Annotated in this window: 16 protein-coding genes; 12 read left to right on the top strand and 4 right to left on the bottom strand. The window is 64.9% G+C overall.

The window, feature by feature from the left end:
* Positions 1-70 precede the first annotated feature (70 nt).
* From O0881_RS07410 to O0881_RS07400, 3 genes are all read left to right on the top strand, one after another.
* Positions 71-655 (top strand): LysE family translocator, encoded by a 585-nt coding sequence (locus O0881_RS07410; protein WP_289910756.1) that lies wholly within the window; start codon positions 71-73, stop codon positions 653-655.
* Between the two features lie 10 nt (positions 656-665).
* Positions 666-2132: a PLP-dependent aminotransferase family protein gene (locus O0881_RS07405; RefSeq protein ID WP_289910755.1), complete on the top strand. Its 1467-nt coding sequence runs from the start codon at positions 666-668 to the stop codon at positions 2130-2132.
* Between the two features lie 147 nt (positions 2133-2279).
* Positions 2280-2678, top strand: a complete 399-nt coding sequence (locus tag O0881_RS07400; protein WP_289904288.1) for a VOC family protein — start codon at positions 2280-2282, stop codon at positions 2676-2678.
* Positions 2679-2705: 27 nt separating this feature from the next.
* On the opposite strand, the gene motA is transcribed toward O0881_RS07400, so the two are convergent.
* Together motA and O0881_RS07390 are read right to left on the bottom strand one after the other, a co-directional pair.
* Positions 2706-3569 (bottom strand): flagellar motor stator protein MotA, encoded by an 864-nt coding sequence (gene motA, locus O0881_RS07395; RefSeq protein ID WP_077406831.1) that lies wholly within the window; start codon positions 3567-3569, stop codon positions 2706-2708.
* A gap of 3 nt (positions 3570-3572) precedes the next feature.
* Positions 3573-4532 (bottom strand): LysR family transcriptional regulator, encoded by a 960-nt coding sequence (locus tag O0881_RS07390; RefSeq protein ID WP_289910754.1) that lies wholly within the window; start codon positions 4530-4532, stop codon positions 3573-3575.
* 97 nt (positions 4533-4629) lie between these two features.
* Between O0881_RS07390 and O0881_RS07385 the strand changes: the two genes are divergently transcribed.
* A complete protein-coding gene (locus O0881_RS07385) occupies positions 4630-5799 on the top strand; it encodes a mandelate racemase/muconate lactonizing enzyme family protein (protein WP_289910753.1) in 1170 nt (389 codons plus the stop codon).
* Positions 5800-5801: 2 nt separating this feature from the next.
* Here the strand turns inward: O0881_RS07385 and O0881_RS07380 are convergent, their stop codons facing one another.
* Positions 5802-6506 carry a hypothetical protein gene (locus O0881_RS07380; RefSeq protein ID WP_289910752.1) on the bottom strand — a complete coding sequence of 235 codons (705 nt, stop codon included), beginning with the start codon at positions 6504-6506 and terminating at the stop codon, positions 5802-5804.
* Positions 6507-6686: 180 nt separating this feature from the next.
* Between O0881_RS07380 and O0881_RS07375 the strand changes: the two genes are divergently transcribed.
* The 8 genes from O0881_RS07375 to O0881_RS07340 all read left to right on the top strand — a co-directional run bounded on the left by O0881_RS07375 (position 6687) and on the right by O0881_RS07340 (position 14633).
* Positions 6687-7745 carry a DUF4105 domain-containing protein gene (locus O0881_RS07375; RefSeq protein ID WP_289910751.1) on the top strand — a complete coding sequence of 353 codons (1059 nt, stop codon included), beginning with the start codon at positions 6687-6689 and terminating at the stop codon, positions 7743-7745.
* An 85-nt stretch (positions 7746-7830) separates the two neighbouring features.
* Positions 7831-9093: a DEAD/DEAH box helicase gene (locus O0881_RS07370; RefSeq protein ID WP_289910750.1), complete on the top strand. Its 1263-nt coding sequence runs from the start codon at positions 7831-7833 to the stop codon at positions 9091-9093.
* 81 nt (positions 9094-9174) lie between these two features.
* The gene (locus O0881_RS07365; protein WP_289910749.1) at positions 9175-9639 is read left to right on the top strand and encodes a hypothetical protein; all 465 of its coding nucleotides are present in this window, start codon (positions 9175-9177) and stop codon (positions 9637-9639) included.
* Positions 9640-9813: 174 nt separating this feature from the next.
* On the top strand, positions 9814-10638 hold the full coding sequence (locus O0881_RS07360) for a response regulator (protein WP_289910748.1): 825 nt from the start codon (positions 9814-9816) through the stop codon (positions 10636-10638).
* The gene (locus O0881_RS07355) at positions 10635-10991 is read left to right on the top strand and encodes a hypothetical protein (protein ID WP_289910747.1); all 357 of its coding nucleotides are present in this window, start codon (positions 10635-10637) and stop codon (positions 10989-10991) included. The genes O0881_RS07360 and O0881_RS07355 overlap by 4 nt, the downstream gene beginning before the upstream one ends.
* Positions 10988-11827 carry an HDOD domain-containing protein gene (locus tag O0881_RS07350; RefSeq protein WP_289910746.1) on the top strand — a complete coding sequence of 280 codons (840 nt, stop codon included), beginning with the start codon at positions 10988-10990 and terminating at the stop codon, positions 11825-11827. Before O0881_RS07355 ends, O0881_RS07350 begins: the two co-directional genes overlap by 4 nt.
* A 14-nt stretch (positions 11828-11841) precedes the next feature.
* Positions 11842-13305 (top strand): ATP-binding protein, encoded by a 1464-nt coding sequence (locus O0881_RS07345; protein WP_289910745.1) that lies wholly within the window; start codon positions 11842-11844, stop codon positions 13303-13305.
* A 14-nt stretch (positions 13306-13319) separates the two neighbouring features.
* Positions 13320-14633, top strand: a complete 1314-nt coding sequence (locus tag O0881_RS07340; protein WP_289904308.1) for an HD domain-containing phosphohydrolase — start codon at positions 13320-13322, stop codon at positions 14631-14633.
* Here the strand turns inward: O0881_RS07340 and O0881_RS07335 are convergent.
* The gene (locus tag O0881_RS07335) at positions 14630-15955 is read right to left on the bottom strand and encodes an ATP-binding protein (RefSeq protein ID WP_289911469.1); all 1326 of its coding nucleotides are present in this window, start codon (positions 15953-15955) and stop codon (positions 14630-14632) included. The two genes, O0881_RS07340 and O0881_RS07335, sit on opposite strands and share 4 nt — an antisense overlap.
* Positions 15956-16025: the final 70 nt, after the last annotated feature.

Genomic DNA, 16025 nt, shown 5'->3' with positions numbered 1-16025 from the left:
CGCCTTGTGCCTTGTCCCTGGCGTGCCGCGCTTCTAGACTGGGGCCTTCTCCACGCTGCGACTGCCTGCCATGACCGAACTCCTGCCCCTGATGAGCTATTGCTTTGTGATGTCCGCCACGCCCGGGCCGAATAACGTCATGCTGGCCACCACCGGCGCCAATTTCGGCTATCGCGGCGCGCTGCCGGTGATCCTCGGCATCCAGGCCGGCATCTTCGTGCAGACCGTGCTCATGTGCGTGGGGCTGGGCAGCGTGTTCGTCGCGTACCCGATGGCGCAGCAGGTGCTGCGGATCGCGGGCGCGCTGTACCTGATATTCCTGGCCTGGAAGCTGGCCGGCGCCTCGGTGGCGGGAAGCAGCGCGCCGAAGGCCGTGTCGTTTGCGCAGGCGGCGCTGTTTCAGGCGCTGAACCCCAAGAGCTGGCTCAAGGCGGTCACCATGGCGTCCGTCTTCATGCCTGCGCAGGGCAATATGCTCGCCAGCGCGCTGCTGGTGTCCGTGACCGGCACCGTGGTGGGCACGCCGTGCAACGCCATGTGGGCGCTGTTCGGCGTCTCGATCCGCAGCGTGCTGAAGGCGCCCCGCAACCAGCGCATCTTCAATCTGGCGATGGGGGCCGTCCTGCTGGTCCTCGCCGTGCTGTTTTTGCGCTAGACTGCCACCCATGTTCGCCATCGACCGCTCCTCGCCCATCGCCCTGTTCCAGCAGATCGAGGCCGCATTGCGCCAGCAGATCGCGCAACGCGTCCTGCCCGGCGGGACCAGGCTGCCGTCGATCCGCCAGCTCGCCACGCAGCTGGCGGTGAGCACCAACACCGTGGTGGTGGCATATGACAGGCTGGTGGCCGCAGGCGTCATCGATACCCACGGCACGACGGGCTTCTTCGTTTGCACGCCTGCTGACGCCGGCAGCGCCATTCCCGACGAGGTGGCGCTGGAAGCTGGCCAGGAGCAGGAGCCGGTGTGGCTGAGCCAGCAAGTGAACGACCAGCGTCCGGGCGTGATATTGGCCAGCAGCGGCGCCTTGCCGCCCACCTGGCTGCAGGATGCGCTGCCGGCGGCCGCCGTTCAGCGCGGCCTGGCGCGCAGCGCGGCCGGCATGGCCTCGCGCTGTCCGCCGCAAGGGCTGGCCGAACTGCGCGAGCAGATCGCGCTGCTGTTGCGCGGCATCGGCGTCGCCGCGGACGCCAGCCACATCCTCACCACGTTCGGCGGCACCCATGCAATCGATCTGATCTGCCGCACGTTTTTGCAGCCCGGCGATACGGTGCTGGTGGAAGACCCCGGATATTTCCTGATGTTCGGCAGGCTGCGCCAGGACGGCGTGCGCCTGGTGCCCATCAAGCGCCGCCCCGATGGCCTCGACCTGGACGAGCTGGAAGCGGCCTGCCGCGCGCACCGTCCGCGCCTGCTGTTCGTGCAGACGGCCTTGCACAACCCCACCGGGTGGAGCAGCAGCGCCGCCAACCTGCACAAGGTGCTGATCATGGCGCAGCAGTATGGCTTCCTGATCGCCGAAGACGACGTGCACGGCCATTTCCAGCAGGGCCACAGCACGCGGCTGGCATCGCTGTCCGGGCTGGACGGCGTGATCTACTACTCCAGCCTGTGCAAGGCGCTGAGCCCGGCCCTGCGCATGGGCTACCTGGCTGCGGCGCCCGCGCTGCTCAAGCTGCTGATGCGCACCAAGATCCACTCCATCATGACTTTGCCTGCGCTGAACGAATACGTTTTGCTGGAAGTGCTCAAGGCCGGCAACCTGCGCAAGCACCTGGAACGGCTGCAACGCAAGATCATGGTGGCGCGCAACGCCAGCACGCGGCAATTGAGCGCGGCCGGCGTGCTGTTCGAGCAGCCCGGCGACGCCGGCATTTTCCTGTGGGGCAGCATGCCCGAAGGGCTGGACGTGGACTTGCTGGTGCAGGACGCCTACCGCAACAAGATCCTGTTGATGCGCGGCGCCGCGTTCTCGGCCAACGACACGCCCGACCAGCACATCCGCTTCAACGTCGCCTTCAGCCAGCATCCCCGCGTGAGCGCCTACCTTGAAGAGCGCCTGCGCGCGGTGGCTGGCGCACGCTCAAGCCTGGCCCGCGCCAGCGGCGCCGCCAGCCTCGGCGGCAAGTCCTGAGCATGGTCTGCGCCTTTCCTTGTCATTTGTTGATATTCTGGAGGGGTTCTTTTTTCGCCAGCGTGTCAATTTGGTGTGCCGCCACCCGTCGCCGGGACGGCGCACCGGTTGTCCATTCCACTTTCACCAGGGAAATAAGGAAGCGCCATGAACAAACAGATCATCCTCAACCTGCCCGTGAAGGACCTGGAGAAATCCAGGGCCTTCTTTTCCGCCCTCGGCTTTACCTTCAATTCCCGCTTCAGCGGCGAGAACGCGGCCTTCATGAACATCGTCGACGACACCATCCAGGCCATGCTGACGACCGAAGCCTTCTTCCAGTCCCTGATCGGCAAGCCGGTGGCGAAGGCAAAGGAGGCCAATGAAGTGGTCATTTGCCTCAGTTGCGAAAGCCGGGAAGAGGTGGACAGCCTGATCGCCAGGGCCAAGGCCGCCGGTGGCCGCATACCGCATCCGCCGGAAGACCATGGTTTCATGTACGACCAGGGCTTCGAAGATATCGATGGCCACCTGTGGAACCTGGTCTGGACGGCGCCGGAAGCTTGACGCGCCGAGCAAGCGGAACAGGCCGTATCAGTTTTTCGTACGCACCTGGCGCACGTGGTTTTCCAGTTCGCTGAACGAGGGGCGTTCCGTGGCGGAAATGACCTTGCGGCCGAATTCCACGGCCAGCGCCGGCGCGTAGCCGTTCAGGCTGGCCAGCAAGGTCACTTTCACGCACTGGTACATCTTTGCCGTTTCATGGTGCTTGCGGCGCAGCAAGCTGGCCAGCGGCGCGATGAAGCCGTAGGCCAGCAGGATGCCGATGAAGGTGCCCACCAGCGCCTGCGCGATCAGCACGCCCAGCTCGGCCGGCGGCAAGCCGACGGACGCCATCGTGTGCACGACGCCCATCACGGCGGCCACGATGCCGAAGGCGGGCATGGCGTCGGCCAGCTGCGAAATCGTCTGGATCGGCATTTCCGCATCTTCATGGTGCGTCTCGATCTCGTTATCCATCAGGTTTTCGATCTGGTAGGCATCCATATTGCCCGACACCATCAGGCGCAGATAATCGGTAATGAATTCTAGGATGTGCTCGTCACCGAGCGTGTACGGGTATTTCACGAAGATGGGGCTGCGGTACGGGTCGTCGATATCGTCCTCGACCGACATCAAGCCTTCCTTGCGGATCTTGCTGAGGATTTCATACATCAGCCCCATCAGTTCCATATAACGGGCCTTCGTGTATTGCGAGCCGTGGAACAGGGTGGGGATGGCCGCGAACGTGGCGCGGATGGCCTTGGCGTCGTTGCCGACAAAGAAGGTGCCCAGCGCCGCGCCGCCGATCATCAGCAGTTCCAGCGGCTGGAACAGGGCCGCCAAATGGCCGCCCTGCATGGCGAAGCCGCCGAAGACGGAAAACAGCACGACGAGAAATCCGAGTATGACTAGCAAAACCTACTCCTTTATAATATTGCCATATCGCAATATTGTAGTGTAACCCGATTTGCCTGCGGTAGCCGCGTCCGGCTGCAGCTGCTGGATGAGAAAATTGATAAAAGCGCGCACTTTGGCGGGCAATTGGTGGCGGCTCGGATAATAGGCGTACAGGTCGGCCGGCGCCAGCGCGTAATCGTCCAGCACCACGCGCAGGCGGCCGCTGTCGAGGTAGCGGGCCAGGTCCCATTCCGAGCGCAGCAGGATGCCGTGCCCGTCCAGGGCCCAGCCCAGCACCACGTCGCCATCGTTGCTGGCCACCGTGCCACGCACCTTCACCGTGTGCGTGGCACGCCCTTTGCTCAAACGCCAGATGCCGTAGGCGTCATCGTTTTGCCGGTGCACGATGCAGCGGTGCTGCGCCAGCTCGTCCGGGGTGTGCGGCGTGCCGTGCGCCTGCAGGTAGGCGGGCGAGGCGCACAGGAAGCGCCGGTTCGACATGATCTTGCGCGCCGACAAACGCGTGTCGGGCAAGTCGCCGAAGCGGATGCCCAGGTCGTACGCCTGCTCGACCAGGTTGATGGGGCTGTCCGTCAGTTGCAGCTGCACTTCCAGCTGCGGGTGGCGCAGGGCGAATTGCGACAGCAGGGGCGCGATCACCGTGCGGCCGAAACCCAAGGTGGCATTCACGCGCAGCAGCCCGCGCGGTTCGGCGCTGCCGCTGGCCAGCGACTCTTCCATGGCGAGGATATCGTCGAGGATTTGCCGCGCCTGCTGCAGATAACTTTCGCCGTCGCCCGTCAGGCTGATGCGCCGCGTGCTGCGGTTCAGCAGGCGCACGCCCAGGCGCTGCTCCATCAGCTGCAGGCGCTTGCTGACGGCGGGCGGCGTGATGCCCAGCTCGCGCGCCGTGGCCGACAGGCTGCCCAGCTTGGCCAGCAGCACAAAGAAGGCCATTTCCGTGGTGGCGTCGCTTTTCATTATTAACTTCAAGTGAAGAATGGTTTAAATTGCTATCGATTATACGACTGTATATCGCGGTTAAGCTGGCGTCACCATTCAAGCACAGGAGACCCGCATGAAAATCGTCGAGATCCGCGAAAAGACCATTCCCATCTCTTCCCCCATCCGCAACGCCTACATCGATTTCACCAAGATGACGTTAAGCCTGGTGGCCGTCGTCACGGATGTGATGCGCGACGGCAAGCCCGTCGTCGGCTACGGCTTCAATTCGAATGGCCGCTACGGCCAGGGCATGCTGATGCGCGAGCGCTTCATTCCCCGCATCCTCGACGCCGATCCCGCCAGCCTCGTCACGGATGACGGCGCCAATCTCGACCCGCACAAGGTATGGGATTGCATGTACACCAATGAAAAGCCGGGCGGCCATGGCGAGCGCTCGGTGGCCATCGGCACCATCGACATGGCCATCTGGGATGCCGTGGCGAAGATCGAGCGCAAGCCCCTGTTCCAGCTGCTGGCCGAGCGCCATGGCACGGGCGTGCCGGACAAACAAGTGTTCGTGTATGCGGCCGGCGGCTATTACTACCCGGGCCAGAGCTTGTCCGCCCTGCAGGACGAGATGCGCAGCTATATCGACCGCGGCTACACGGTGGTCAAGAAAAAGATCGGCGGCGCTTCGCTGGACGAAGACTTGCGCCGCATCGACGCCATCATGGACGTGCTGCAGGATGGGCAAAAGCTGTGCGTGGATGCCAACGGCCGTTTCGACCTCGACACGTCGATCGCCTACGCCAAGGCGCTGCGCCAGTACGACCTGTTCTGGTATGAAGAGGCGGGCGATCCGCTCGACTTCGAGTTGCAAGCGACCTTGCGCAGCTATTACGACAAGCCGATGGCGACGGGCGAAAACCTGTTTTCCATGCAGGATGCGCGCAACTTGATCCGCTACGGCGGCATGCGCGCCGACCGCGACTGGCTGCAGTTCGACTGCGCCCTCAGCTACGGCCTGGTGGAATACCTGCGCACCCTGGACATGCTGCACCAGCACGGCTGGTCGCGCAGCCGCTGCATCCCGCACGGCGGCCACCAGATGTCCCTGAATATCGCGGCAGGGCTGGGCCTGGGTGGCAATGAATCGTATCCGGACTTATTTCAGCCGTTCGGCGGCTTCCCCGACGGCGTGCGCGTGGAAAACGGCCACATCACCATGCCGGACCTGGTCGGCATCGGCTTCGAGGGCAAGGCGAACCTGTATGCGGAAATGCGCGCGCTGAGCGGGCAATAGGCTCAGGCCGGCGCCTGCCGTTTGATCTGCGCGGCGGGACTGCTCTTTTCCCAGCGGAACAGCCACATGATGATAAGCTTGGTCGTGGCGCTGACGCAGGCCAGCAGCAGCAAGGGCCAGCCCGTTTCCAGCCCCATGACGCAGGCGAAGAAGATGGTGCTGGCATCCATCGCCAGGATGAACTGGCTCATTTTCAGGGACACGGCGCCCGTCTTGCCCGAGCGCCAGATCAAGCGGATCTGGTGCGCGTAGCCCTGCGCCAGCAGCACGGTGACGGCGACGAGCAGGCCTTGCGAGATTACGCGCTTTTCATCGCTGAAGGTGGGGCCGAAGGCCAGCCCCGCCATGCCCGCGCCCAGCAGCAGCGCGCAGGCCAGCAGCGCATTGCGCGATGTCAAGCTGCGGCGGTCGCGGTGGATTTCATACAGGATGGCCAGCGCGATCAGCGAGGCGACCAGGCGGGGCCAGACGATGTAGTGGTTGAACGGCGTGATCGAGTAGCCGTACACGAAGAACACGCAATACGCGAGGAAGCTGACGGTGAACTGGTTGATGGACAGGATGTCGGTCGTCTTGCCGGCGCCGATGCCGGCATCGCGCTTGCGCTGCCAGATTTTTTGCAGCTGCGACCACAGGCCGTACAGGCTGACGACGATGAAGAGGGAATTGAGGCTGCCGGCAAGGGCGTACAGGGAAGGGGGCTGCAAGGTATCTCCTGGGAAAGCCAAGGCGCCGCCATGACAGGCCGCCTTGTCTATACATTTCATTTTGGCAATATGCTCTCATGAAATAAATTAGCAGGCAAGCAATGATTGCGCTGTCGGGGCCTGTTGCCGCGGTACTTGCCTGAACGTACCTGTTCCTGCGCTTGGCCCTATAATTGCGGCATGACTTTCTTATCACATCGTGCCCGCTCCGTGCTGGGCAGTATCGGCAAAATGGCCGTTTCCCTGATTCTCCTGTTGACCGCACTGTGGGGCGCGCTGGCGCTGTGGTACCAGTTGTCCGGCGGCACGGCCGCGCAAGCCATCGGCGCGCTGCTGTGGGGCGCGCTGGGCGTGGCCAGCATCGCGCTGTGGTGGACGCGCGGCGATGCGCGCGTGCTGCTGCCGTATACGGCTGGTTTTCTCCTGCTGCTCCTGTGGTGGAGCCTGATCACGCCGAAACAGCAGCGCGTGTGGGCCGACGACGTGGCGCGCAACGTCACGGGCACGGTGAAGGGCAGCACCGTCACGCTGGACAATGTGCGCAATTTCGACTGGCGCAGCGACGACGATTACACGGTCAAGTGGGAACAGCGCAGCTACGACCTCGACGAGCTGCGCACGGTGGACACGGCGCTGTCGTACTGGACGGGGCCGTACATCGCGCACACCCTGATCTCGTTCGGCTTTGCCGACGGGCGCTTTTTGACGTTTTCCATCGAAATCCGCAAGGAAAAGGGCGAGAGCTTTTCCGCCATCGGCGGCTTTTTCAAGCACTTCGAGATGAGCCTGATCGCCGCCGACGAGCGCGACATCCTGCGCGTGCGCACGAATGCGCGCGGCGAAGACATGCATCTGTACCGCGTGATGATGCCCAAGGCGGCCATGCGCTCGCTGTTCCTCGCCTACCTGGACGAAGCGCAATCGCTGAAGAACCAGCCGCAGTTCTACAACACCCTGACGGCCAACTGCACCACCATCGTCTTCGAGATGGTGCGCCGCATCGTGCCGGGCCTGCCGCTCGACTACCGGCTGATGGCTTCGGGCTACCTGGACCGCTACCTGTTCGACGTCAAGGGCCTGGTGCCCGGCCAGACCTTCCAGCAGCTGCGCGATGGCGGCCACGTCACGGCGCGCGCGCGGGCGGCCAACGACGACGCGGACTTTTCGCATGCGATCCGCCGCGGCATTCCGGGCTACGATGAAACGGGCCACCCGAAGCTGCAAATGCCCAGGCAGTAAGCGCCTGCTTTATACTGTCGCTATTCCGACCGGCCGCACATTGCGGCCGGTCTCACTTCATGACTAAATAATAAGAAGGCCCGCTATGCCATTTTCCTCACTGGGTCTGATTCCCGCCCTGGTCCGCGCCGTCGACAAGGCCGGCTATGCCGCGCCGACGGCCATCCAGGCGGCCGCCATTCCCGCCATCCTGCGCGGCAGCGACGTGCTGGGCGCGGCGCAGACAGGTTCCGGCAAGACGGCCGCCTACGCGCTGCCGCTGCTGCAGGCGCTGATGGCGCCCGTTTCCGGCCCGCGCCAGGTGCGCGCGCTGATCCTCGTGCCCACGCGCGAGCTGGCGGCGCAGGTGGGGCAGACGGTGCACGCGCTGGCCAAGCCGCTGCCGATCAAACTGAAGATTTCCGTGCTGTTCGGCGGCGTGTCGATCAATCCGCAGATGATGGACTTGCGCGGCGGCGCCGATATCGTCGTCGCCACGCCGGGCCGCCTGCTGGACCTGGTGCGCCAGAATGCCGTCAAATTGGGCGGCGTGTCGCTGTTCGTCCTGGATGAAGCCGACCGTTTGCTGGACATGGGTTTCAGCGAGGAAATCAACGCCATCCTGGCGCTGCTGCCCAAGCAGCGGCAAAACCTGTTCTTCTCCGCCACCTTCCCCGACAACGTGCAGGCGCTGGCCGACGGCCTGCTCAGCGAACCCGTGCGCATCGAAGTGGCGTCCGAACCGCAGGACAAGCCGGACATCGTGCAGCGCGCCATCACGGTGGACGTGCCGCGCCGCACGCAGCTGCTGCGCTACCTGATCCTGCAGCAGCAGTGGGAGCGCGTGCTGGTGTTCGTTGCCACCAAGTACGCGGCCGAACACGTGGCCGACAAGCTGCAGCGCGCGGGCCTGCACGTGGGTGCCTTCCACGGCGAATTCAGCCAGGGCACGCGCAGCCAGCTGCTGGCCGACTTCAAGGCGTGCCGCTTGCAGGTGCTGGTCGCCACCGACGTGGCCGCGCGCGGCATCGACATCGCCGGCTTGCCGGCCGTCGTCAACTATGACTTGCCCCGTTCGGCCGTCGACTACACGCACCGCATCGGCCGCACGGGCCGCGCCGGCGAAAGCGGCACGGCCATCAGTTTCGTGACGGCCGATACGGAAGCGCATTTCCGTTTGATCGAAAACCGCAACGACTTGCGCATCGTGCGCGAAGTGGTGGCCGGTTTCGAGCCGACGGAACTACCGACTCTGGTCAATTCCGTCACCGATACGGTCAACGGCGGCGTAAAGGGTGCGCGCAAGAGCAAGAAGGACAAATTGCGCGAAGCTGCGGCCCTGGCGGCGAAGGCGGCCGAGGGCAATTAAATCCACCTTATGTGCGCTAGCCGCTTGAACGGCCACGTTTCCCGGACTAAGATTGTGTTTCTATAAAGCAAGGGGACGTGCATGCACAGGATCATGATCAAACGGGCGGCCGCTGCCGCCTGCCTCGCGGCGCTGGCCGCTTGCGCCGGCATGGGCGGCAACCATGGCACGTCCGGCATGCAGATGCCGGGCAAGACGCCGGCCGATGCCGCCGTGGCCGCCACCTGGTACAACCCGCCCAGCGAATTTCCCGGTATTTGCCTGACCCAGTTCAAGGATGGCAGCCTGCGTTTCGACGGCGGTTTCGCCTTCTTCAATCCGGGCCGCTGGGCCTATGATGGGGCCACGTCCGAACTGCGTTTGCAGCTGGCGCCGACCCCATCGCTGGAACTGGCGCACGCGCAAACGGTGCTGCACCAGAACCTGCTGAGGGTCGAGGCGGCCAGGAACACGCTGGTGTACGCCGTGAAAGCCGATACGCAAGCCATCGGCCTGGGCGGCTTTGTGTTTTACCGCGACACGCCGTGTCCGGCACGGCGTGGATAAGTGCCGGATAAATGCCGGATAAGTGCCATAGAGGAATATTTAGTCGTATAATTTCAAGGCAGGCTGGCTGCCGCGCAAGACTCTCCCGCGCGGCAGATTTCCCCCTCCAGGCAAGCTCCGATATCGCCGCGGCGATGAGAGGATGGTCCGATGGATGTGCACGATGAGCATGGTATGCCAGGGACTGTGGCGGCGGACGCCGTGGCGCCACCGCGCACCTTGCTGCTGGTCGATGACGAGCCGAATATCCTCGCTTCCCTGAAGCGCCTGCTGCGGCGCGACGGTTACCATATTTTGACGGCCGCCAGCGGCCAGGAAGGGCTGGAAGTGCTGGCCAGCCATGCCGTCGACGTCATCGTGTCGGACCAGCGCATGCCCGGCATGCTGGGGGCCGACTTCCTGCGCAAGGCCAAGCTGCTGTGCCCACAGACCATCCGCATCATGCTGTCGGGCTATACCGAATTGCAGGCCGTCACGGACGCCGTCAACGAAGGCGCCATCTTCAAGTTTCTTACCAAGCCCTGGGAAGACCATCAGCTGCGCGAGCATATCGCCGAAGCGTTTCGCCTGAAGGGCATCGACGACGACAATGTGCGCCTGAATGCGCAGTTGCGCGACGTCAACCAGGCGCTGGCCGCGGCCAATGCCGCCATGCAGGCGCTGGTGTGCCAGCAGCAGCACCAGATCAGCCGCGATGAAGTCAGCCTGGGCATCGCGCGCGAAGTGCTGCAATTCCTGCCGCTGCCCGTGATCGGGCTCGACGAGGACGGCATGATCGCCTTCATCAACGGGGCGGCCGCCAGCCTGTTCGAACGGGGCGCGGCCTTGCTGGGCAACGAGGCGGCGATCGTCCTGCCGCAGCTGTTCGACGGGCAGGGCACGCCCCGCCTGGCCGCCATCGATGGCCAGCCGTATGTCGTGGCCGTCCATCCGATGGGCTTGCATTCGCGCTCGCGCGGCAGCCTGGTCACCCTGAGTCGTCATGGAGCGGATACATGAGTATAAGCGTGAGTACAAGCGTGAGTGCAAGCGGCCGCGAGATTTCCATGGAGCAGGCGCAGGAAGGCATGGTGCTGGCGCAAGCCTTGAACGACGCCAGCGGCGCCGTGTTGCTGGCCCAGGGCGCCACCCTGACGGCGGCGAACCTGACGGCCTTGCGCAGGCGCAATGTGGAGCGCTGCCACGTCGTCATGGACGAGGAGCCGGACCCCGCCGCGCAGGCGCATGCCGAGCAGGAACGGGCGCGCCGCCTGGAACGGCTGGCCGTGCTGTTCCGCGCCACGCCGCCCGACTCCGCGGGGGCGGAACTGCTGGCGCTGCTGCAGCGCTACCGGCAAGGGGGCGCGGCATGACACGCCTCAGTTTTGAACACATCATCCGCCAGATCCAGGAACTGCCCTCGCTGCCGGTGGTGGTGCTGGAACTGCTGTCGAGTATGGACCAGGACGACACGGACGTGCATGTGCTGGCGCAAAAGATCGAACTGGACCAGGCCCTGGCGGCAAAGACCTTGCGCATTGCCAACTCCTCGTTCTACGGCATGCAATCGAAGGTCACCAGCATTCCGCAAGCCGTTTCCGTGCTGGGCTTTCACAGCATCCGCACCGTCGTCACGGCCTGCGCCCTGACGGGCAGCTTCGCGCCAGTCAGCGGCGGCTTCGATTTCCAGGCGTTCTGGCGCCACTCGCTGGCCACGGCCATCGCCGCGCGCCTGCTGGCGCCGCACTTGCGCGTCAATCCCGAAACGGCGTTCACGGCGGGACTGCTGCACGACCTGGGTACCCTGGTGCTGGTGACGCGCTTCCCGGCCGAGCACGCGCTCGTGCGCAGCCACCGCCAGGCGCAGGATTGCCAGATGGCCGAGGCGGAACTGGCCGTCATCGGCATCGATCACGCGCAGGTGGGCAGCGCCCTGGCTGCTTACTGGAAGTTTCCCGCCGCGATACAACAGGCGGTGGCCGACCATCACGCCATCGACCGCCTGGACGCGGGCGGCTTGCCGCTGGCCGTGCACCTGGCCAATGCCGTCGCCCTGGCGCTCGACCTGGCCGGCGTCGACGATGCGCTCGTGCCGCCCCTGTCGCCCACGGGCTGGCGCAGCGTCGCCCTGGACGAGCCGTCCTGGCTGGCGCTGCTGCGGCAAACGGAACACACCTTCGATGAAATGTCGCGGATCATGCTGGCATGAACAGGACAGAGGCCATGGACACAGAAGCAGGGCAGGCACTGCCGGCCAAGCCGGAACGCCGCAAGACCGATTCCATCGCACTGTCGGCGTTTTTCGACGGCCATCCCGTGGCCACGTTCGCCATCGACACGGACCACGTGATCACGCACTGGAACAGCGCCTGCGAACAGTTGACGGGCTTCACGGCCGCCGAGATGGTCGGCACGCGCGACCACTGGAAGGCGTTTTATCCGCAGCCGCGCGCCTGCCTGGCCGATTTGCTGGTGGCCGACGATATCGCATTCGGCGAAAATGAACTCTATCTTGGCAAGCTGAAGCGCTCTTCCGTGATCCCCGGCGCCTTTGAGGCCGAGGATTTCTTTGCCGATATCGGCCCCGACGGCCATTGGCTGCATTTCACGGCGGCGCCCCTGCGCGACCGCCAGGGCTGCCTGGTGGGCGCCATCGAAACCCTGCGCGACGTCAGCGAGCGGCGCCTGGCGGAACTGGCGCTGCGCAAGGCGCACGACAACCTGGAACACCTGGTGGCCAAGCGCACGGCCCAGCTGGCTGCAATGAACGAGCGCCTGGCCGACGATATCCGCCAGCGCCAGATCGCCGATCTGGAGTTGCGCGAGCGCAACCTGGCTCTGACGGAATTGAACAGCAAGCTGTCGCTGGCCCAGCAAAAGTTGCTTCAGTCGGAAAAGCTGGCGTCGATCGGCCAGCTGGCCGCCGGCGTGGCGCACGAGATCAACAATCCCATCGGCTATGTGTTTTCCAACGTCGGCACCCTGGAAGGCTACCTGGACGACCTGTTTGCCATGCTGGACGCCTATGAGGAAGCCGAGCCGGCCGTCGCCGACCCCGTGGTGGCGGCGCGCCTGCGGGCGCTGCGCGAACAGATCGACCTGGACTTCCTGCGCACCGACATACCGCTGCTGATGGGCGAGTCGAAGGAAGGCATTGCGCGCGTGCGCCGCATCGTGCAGGACTTGAAGGATTTTTCGCGCACGGACGCGCACCAGGAGTGGGTCTGGGCCGACTTGCGCCAGGGCATCGATACCACGCTCAATATCGTGAACAACGAAGTTAAGTACAAGGCCGACGTGGTGCGCGAATATGCCGACATTCCCGATATCGAATGCCAGCCTTCCGAACTGAACCAGGTGATCATGAACCTGGTCGTCAACGGGGCCCACGCCATGGGCGAGGCGCGCGGACGCATCACCCTGCGCACGGGCAGCGACAACGCCACGGAAGTGTGGATCGAGGTCGAGGACACGGGCGGCGGCATCGCGCCCGAACACCTGTCGCGCATCTTCGACCCCTTCTTCACCACCAAGGCCGTCGGCAAGGGCACGGGGCTGGGCCTGTCGCTGGCCTACACGACGGTGCAGAAACACCACGGCCGCATCGACGTGCGCAGCGTCATCGGCCGCGGCACCACCTTCCGCATCACCTTGCCCGTGCGCCAGGCGCAGGCCGTCGCACCATGACCGAACAGGACAGCATGAGCACCAGTACCAGCACCGCGCCGCCCACCATCCTGTGCGTCGACGACGAACCGAATATCCTGTCGTCGCTGCGCCGTCTGTTCCGTCCGCACGGCTACCGCGTGCTGACGGCCGAGAGCGGCGCGGCCGGCCTGGCCCTGCTCGAGAGCGAGACGGTGGACCTGGTCATCTCCGACATGCGCATGCCGCACATGGATGGCGCGCAATTCCTGGCCCAGGTGCGCCGGCGCTGGCCCGGCACCATGCGCTTGCTGCTGACCGGCTATGCCGACATCCAGTCCATCCTCGACGCCATCAACCAGGGCGAGATATACCGCTACGTGACCAAGCCGTGGGACGAGAACGATATCGTGCTGGTGGTGCGCCACGCGCTGGAACGGCGCGCGCTGGAAGAGGAAAAACGGCGCCTGGAAGCGTTGACGGCCAGCCAGAACGTGGAATTGCAGGCGCTCAACGCCAGCCTGGAAGCGAAGGTGGCCACGCGCACGCAGCAGCTGAAACTGTCGCACGACGAGGTGCAGGCGGCCAACGAGCGCCTGAAGGCCACGTTCGTGACGACCATCAAGGTGTTTTCCAACCTGATCGAGATGCGCGGCGGCAAGCTGGCCGGCCATGCGCGGCGGGTGGCGGAGCTGTCGCGCAAGCTGGCGCAGGCGCTGGGCCTGGAAGGGCAGGAGGCGCGCGACGTGTTCATCGCGGCACTGCTCAAGGATATCGGCAAGCTCAGCTTGAGCGACGATGTGCTGGAATTGCCGGCCAGCGCCTGGACGGGCGATCAGCTGGCCGCGTTCCGCAAGCATCCGCTGCGCGCCGAACAGCTGCTGATGGCGCTGGAGGAATTGCGCGCCGTTTCCGTGATCCTGCGCTCGCAGCTCGAGCGCTTCGACGGCGGCGGCTTTCCCGATGGCCTGGTGGGCCTGGCCATTCCGCTGGGCGCGCGCATCCTGGCGCTGGCGTCCGATTACGACGGCTTGCAGATCGGCGCCATGGTGCAGCGCAGCCTGCGCGCCGACGAGGCCCGCAGCCTGATCTACGACAGCGTCGGCAAGCGCTACGACCCGGCCGTGGTAGCCGCTTTCCGCGGCATCATGGAAGAGACGGAACCGCCGGCGCGCGACCTGACGGTGCTGTCGGGCCAGCTGGAGCCGGGCATGGTGCTGTCGCGCGACCTGATCAGCCGCGACGGCCTGATGCTGCTGGCGGCAGAACACGTGCTGACGGCCCGCGTGATCAGCCAGCTGCTCGACTTCGAAAGCAAGAATGGCGGGCGCCTGAGCATCCGCGTGTACGCGCCGCCGAAAGACGCCTAGGCGTTCGCGGCGCCCGGCGGCTGCAGCGGCAGGTGCACGGTAAAGCGCGTGCCGCGGCCCACTTCCGAGGCCACGTCGATGCGTCCGCCGTGCTTGTTGACGATGCCGTACGACAGCGACAGGCCCAGGCCCGTGCCGCTGCCCACGGCCTTGGTGGTGAAGAACGGCTCGAAGATGCGGTTCAGGTGCTCGGGTGCGATGCCGGCGCCCGTGTCGCCGATCTCCACCCATACCCAGTCGTCCGCGTGGCCGGTGCGGATGCTGATCACGCCGTCGCTGCCGATGGCCTGGCCCGCGTTGACGAGCAGGTTCATGAAGACCTGGTTCAGCTGCGAGGCCAGGCACAGTATCGGCGGCAGCTCGCCGTAGTGTTTCTCGATGCGCGCCTTGTATTTCAATTCGTTGGCGACGATGTTCAGGGTGCTGTCCAGGCCCGCATGCAGGCTGGCCACTTGCCAATCCGTCTCGCCCACGTGGGAAAAATCCTTCAGCGCCTGCACGATGTCGCGCACGCGTTTGAGGCCATCCATCGATTCGCGCACCAGGTCGCCGATGTCGTCCTGCAGGAAGGCCAGGTCGGCCTGCGCGCGCACCTGGGCCACGCGCGCGACCAGGGTCGGGCCGTCGAGCGGCTCGCCCATTGCCGCTTCATACCGGGCGATGACGTCGAACAGGGTGCCGACGTAGCCTTGCAGCGAACTCATGTTCGAATTGACGAAGCCGATCGGGTTATTGATTTCATGCGCGATGCCGGCCGCCAGCTGGCCGATGGACGCCATCTTTTCCGACTGCAGCAGCTGGTCGTGCGCTTCCTGCAACTTGCTGATCAGTAGTTGCTGCTCTTCGCCGCGCGCCTGCAGCATCGCTTCCATGCGCTTGCGTTCCGTGATGTCCGTCAGCGAGCCGATCACTTCGAACGGCACGCCGTGCTCGTCGCGCACGAGGCGCAGGCTGTCGTGCATCCACAGATAGCTGCCGTCGCGCACGCGAAAACGGTATTCATAGGCGCGCGCGCCTTCGACGAAGATCTGCGCCAGGCTGGAAAAGATGCCGGGGGCGTCGTCGGGGTGGATGTGGTCGAACCAGAAATTGGGGTCGGCCACCATTTCCTCGGGCTGGTAGCCCAGCACGTTCAAGGCATTGTTGCTGACAAAGGTCATCTTGAAGTCGCCGCTGGGCACGGTGCAATAGATGATGGAGGGTGTATTGTCGAGCAGGTATTGCAGGCGCACGGCCGTGGCGGCCGAGGCGTCATCGCCAGGCGCCGACCCGGCATGCCGGCCGGTATCGGGAGTGGAAAGGTCGAAATCCTCGAACTGCATCGTCACACCTCGCTGCCTGCACGGCCTTGATGTCATCCCCGCTCGATTATGCCTGATTCTGCCTGCCCTG

This window comes from Janthinobacterium sp. SUN100, assembly GCF_030397705.1.
Lineage (GTDB): Bacteria > Pseudomonadota > Gammaproteobacteria > Burkholderiales > Burkholderiaceae_D > Janthinobacterium > Janthinobacterium kumbetense.
Note: the sequence above shows the minus strand (reverse complement) of the source record. Positions and strands in the feature narration are given on the sequence as shown.

Bases quoted from the DNA above. Each gene is read 5' to 3' on its own strand.
- O0881_RS07340 (WP_289904308.1), top strand. From the start codon at position 13,320: ATGAGCACCAGTACCAGCACCGCGCCGCCCACCATCCTGTGCGTCGAC.
- O0881_RS07360 (WP_289910748.1), top strand. From the start codon at position 9,814: ATGCCAGGGACTGTGGCGGCGGACGCCGTGGCGCCACCGCGCACCTTG.
- O0881_RS07375 (WP_289910751.1), top strand. From the start codon at position 6,687: ATGACTTTCTTATCACATCGTGCCCGCTCCGTGCTGGGCAGTATCGGC.
- O0881_RS07365 (WP_289910749.1), top strand. From the start codon at position 9,175: ATGCACAGGATCATGATCAAACGGGCGGCCGCTGCCGCCTGCCTCGCG.
- O0881_RS07405 (WP_289910755.1), top strand. From the start codon at position 666: ATGTTCGCCATCGACCGCTCCTCGCCCATCGCCCTGTTCCAGCAGATC.
- O0881_RS07410 (WP_289910756.1), top strand. From the start codon at position 71: ATGACCGAACTCCTGCCCCTGATGAGCTATTGCTTTGTGATGTCCGCC.
- O0881_RS07390 (WP_289910754.1), bottom strand. From the start codon at position 4,532: ATGAAAAGCGACGCCACCACGGAAATGGCCTTCTTTGTGCTGCTGGCC.
- O0881_RS07385 (WP_289910753.1), top strand. From the start codon at position 4,630: ATGAAAATCGTCGAGATCCGCGAAAAGACCATTCCCATCTCTTCCCCC.
- O0881_RS07400 (WP_289904288.1), top strand. From the start codon at position 2,280: ATGAACAAACAGATCATCCTCAACCTGCCCGTGAAGGACCTGGAGAAA.
- O0881_RS07335 (WP_289911469.1), bottom strand. From the start codon at position 15,955: ATGCAGTTCGAGGATTTCGACCTTTCCACTCCCGATACCGGCCGGCAT.
- O0881_RS07345 (WP_289910745.1), top strand. From the start codon at position 11,842: ATGGACACAGAAGCAGGGCAGGCACTGCCGGCCAAGCCGGAACGCCGC.
- O0881_RS07355 (WP_289910747.1), top strand. From the start codon at position 10,635: ATGAGTATAAGCGTGAGTACAAGCGTGAGTGCAAGCGGCCGCGAGATT.
- O0881_RS07370 (WP_289910750.1), top strand. From the start codon at position 7,831: ATGCCATTTTCCTCACTGGGTCTGATTCCCGCCCTGGTCCGCGCCGTC.
- O0881_RS07350 (WP_289910746.1), top strand. From the start codon at position 10,988: ATGACACGCCTCAGTTTTGAACACATCATCCGCCAGATCCAGGAACTG.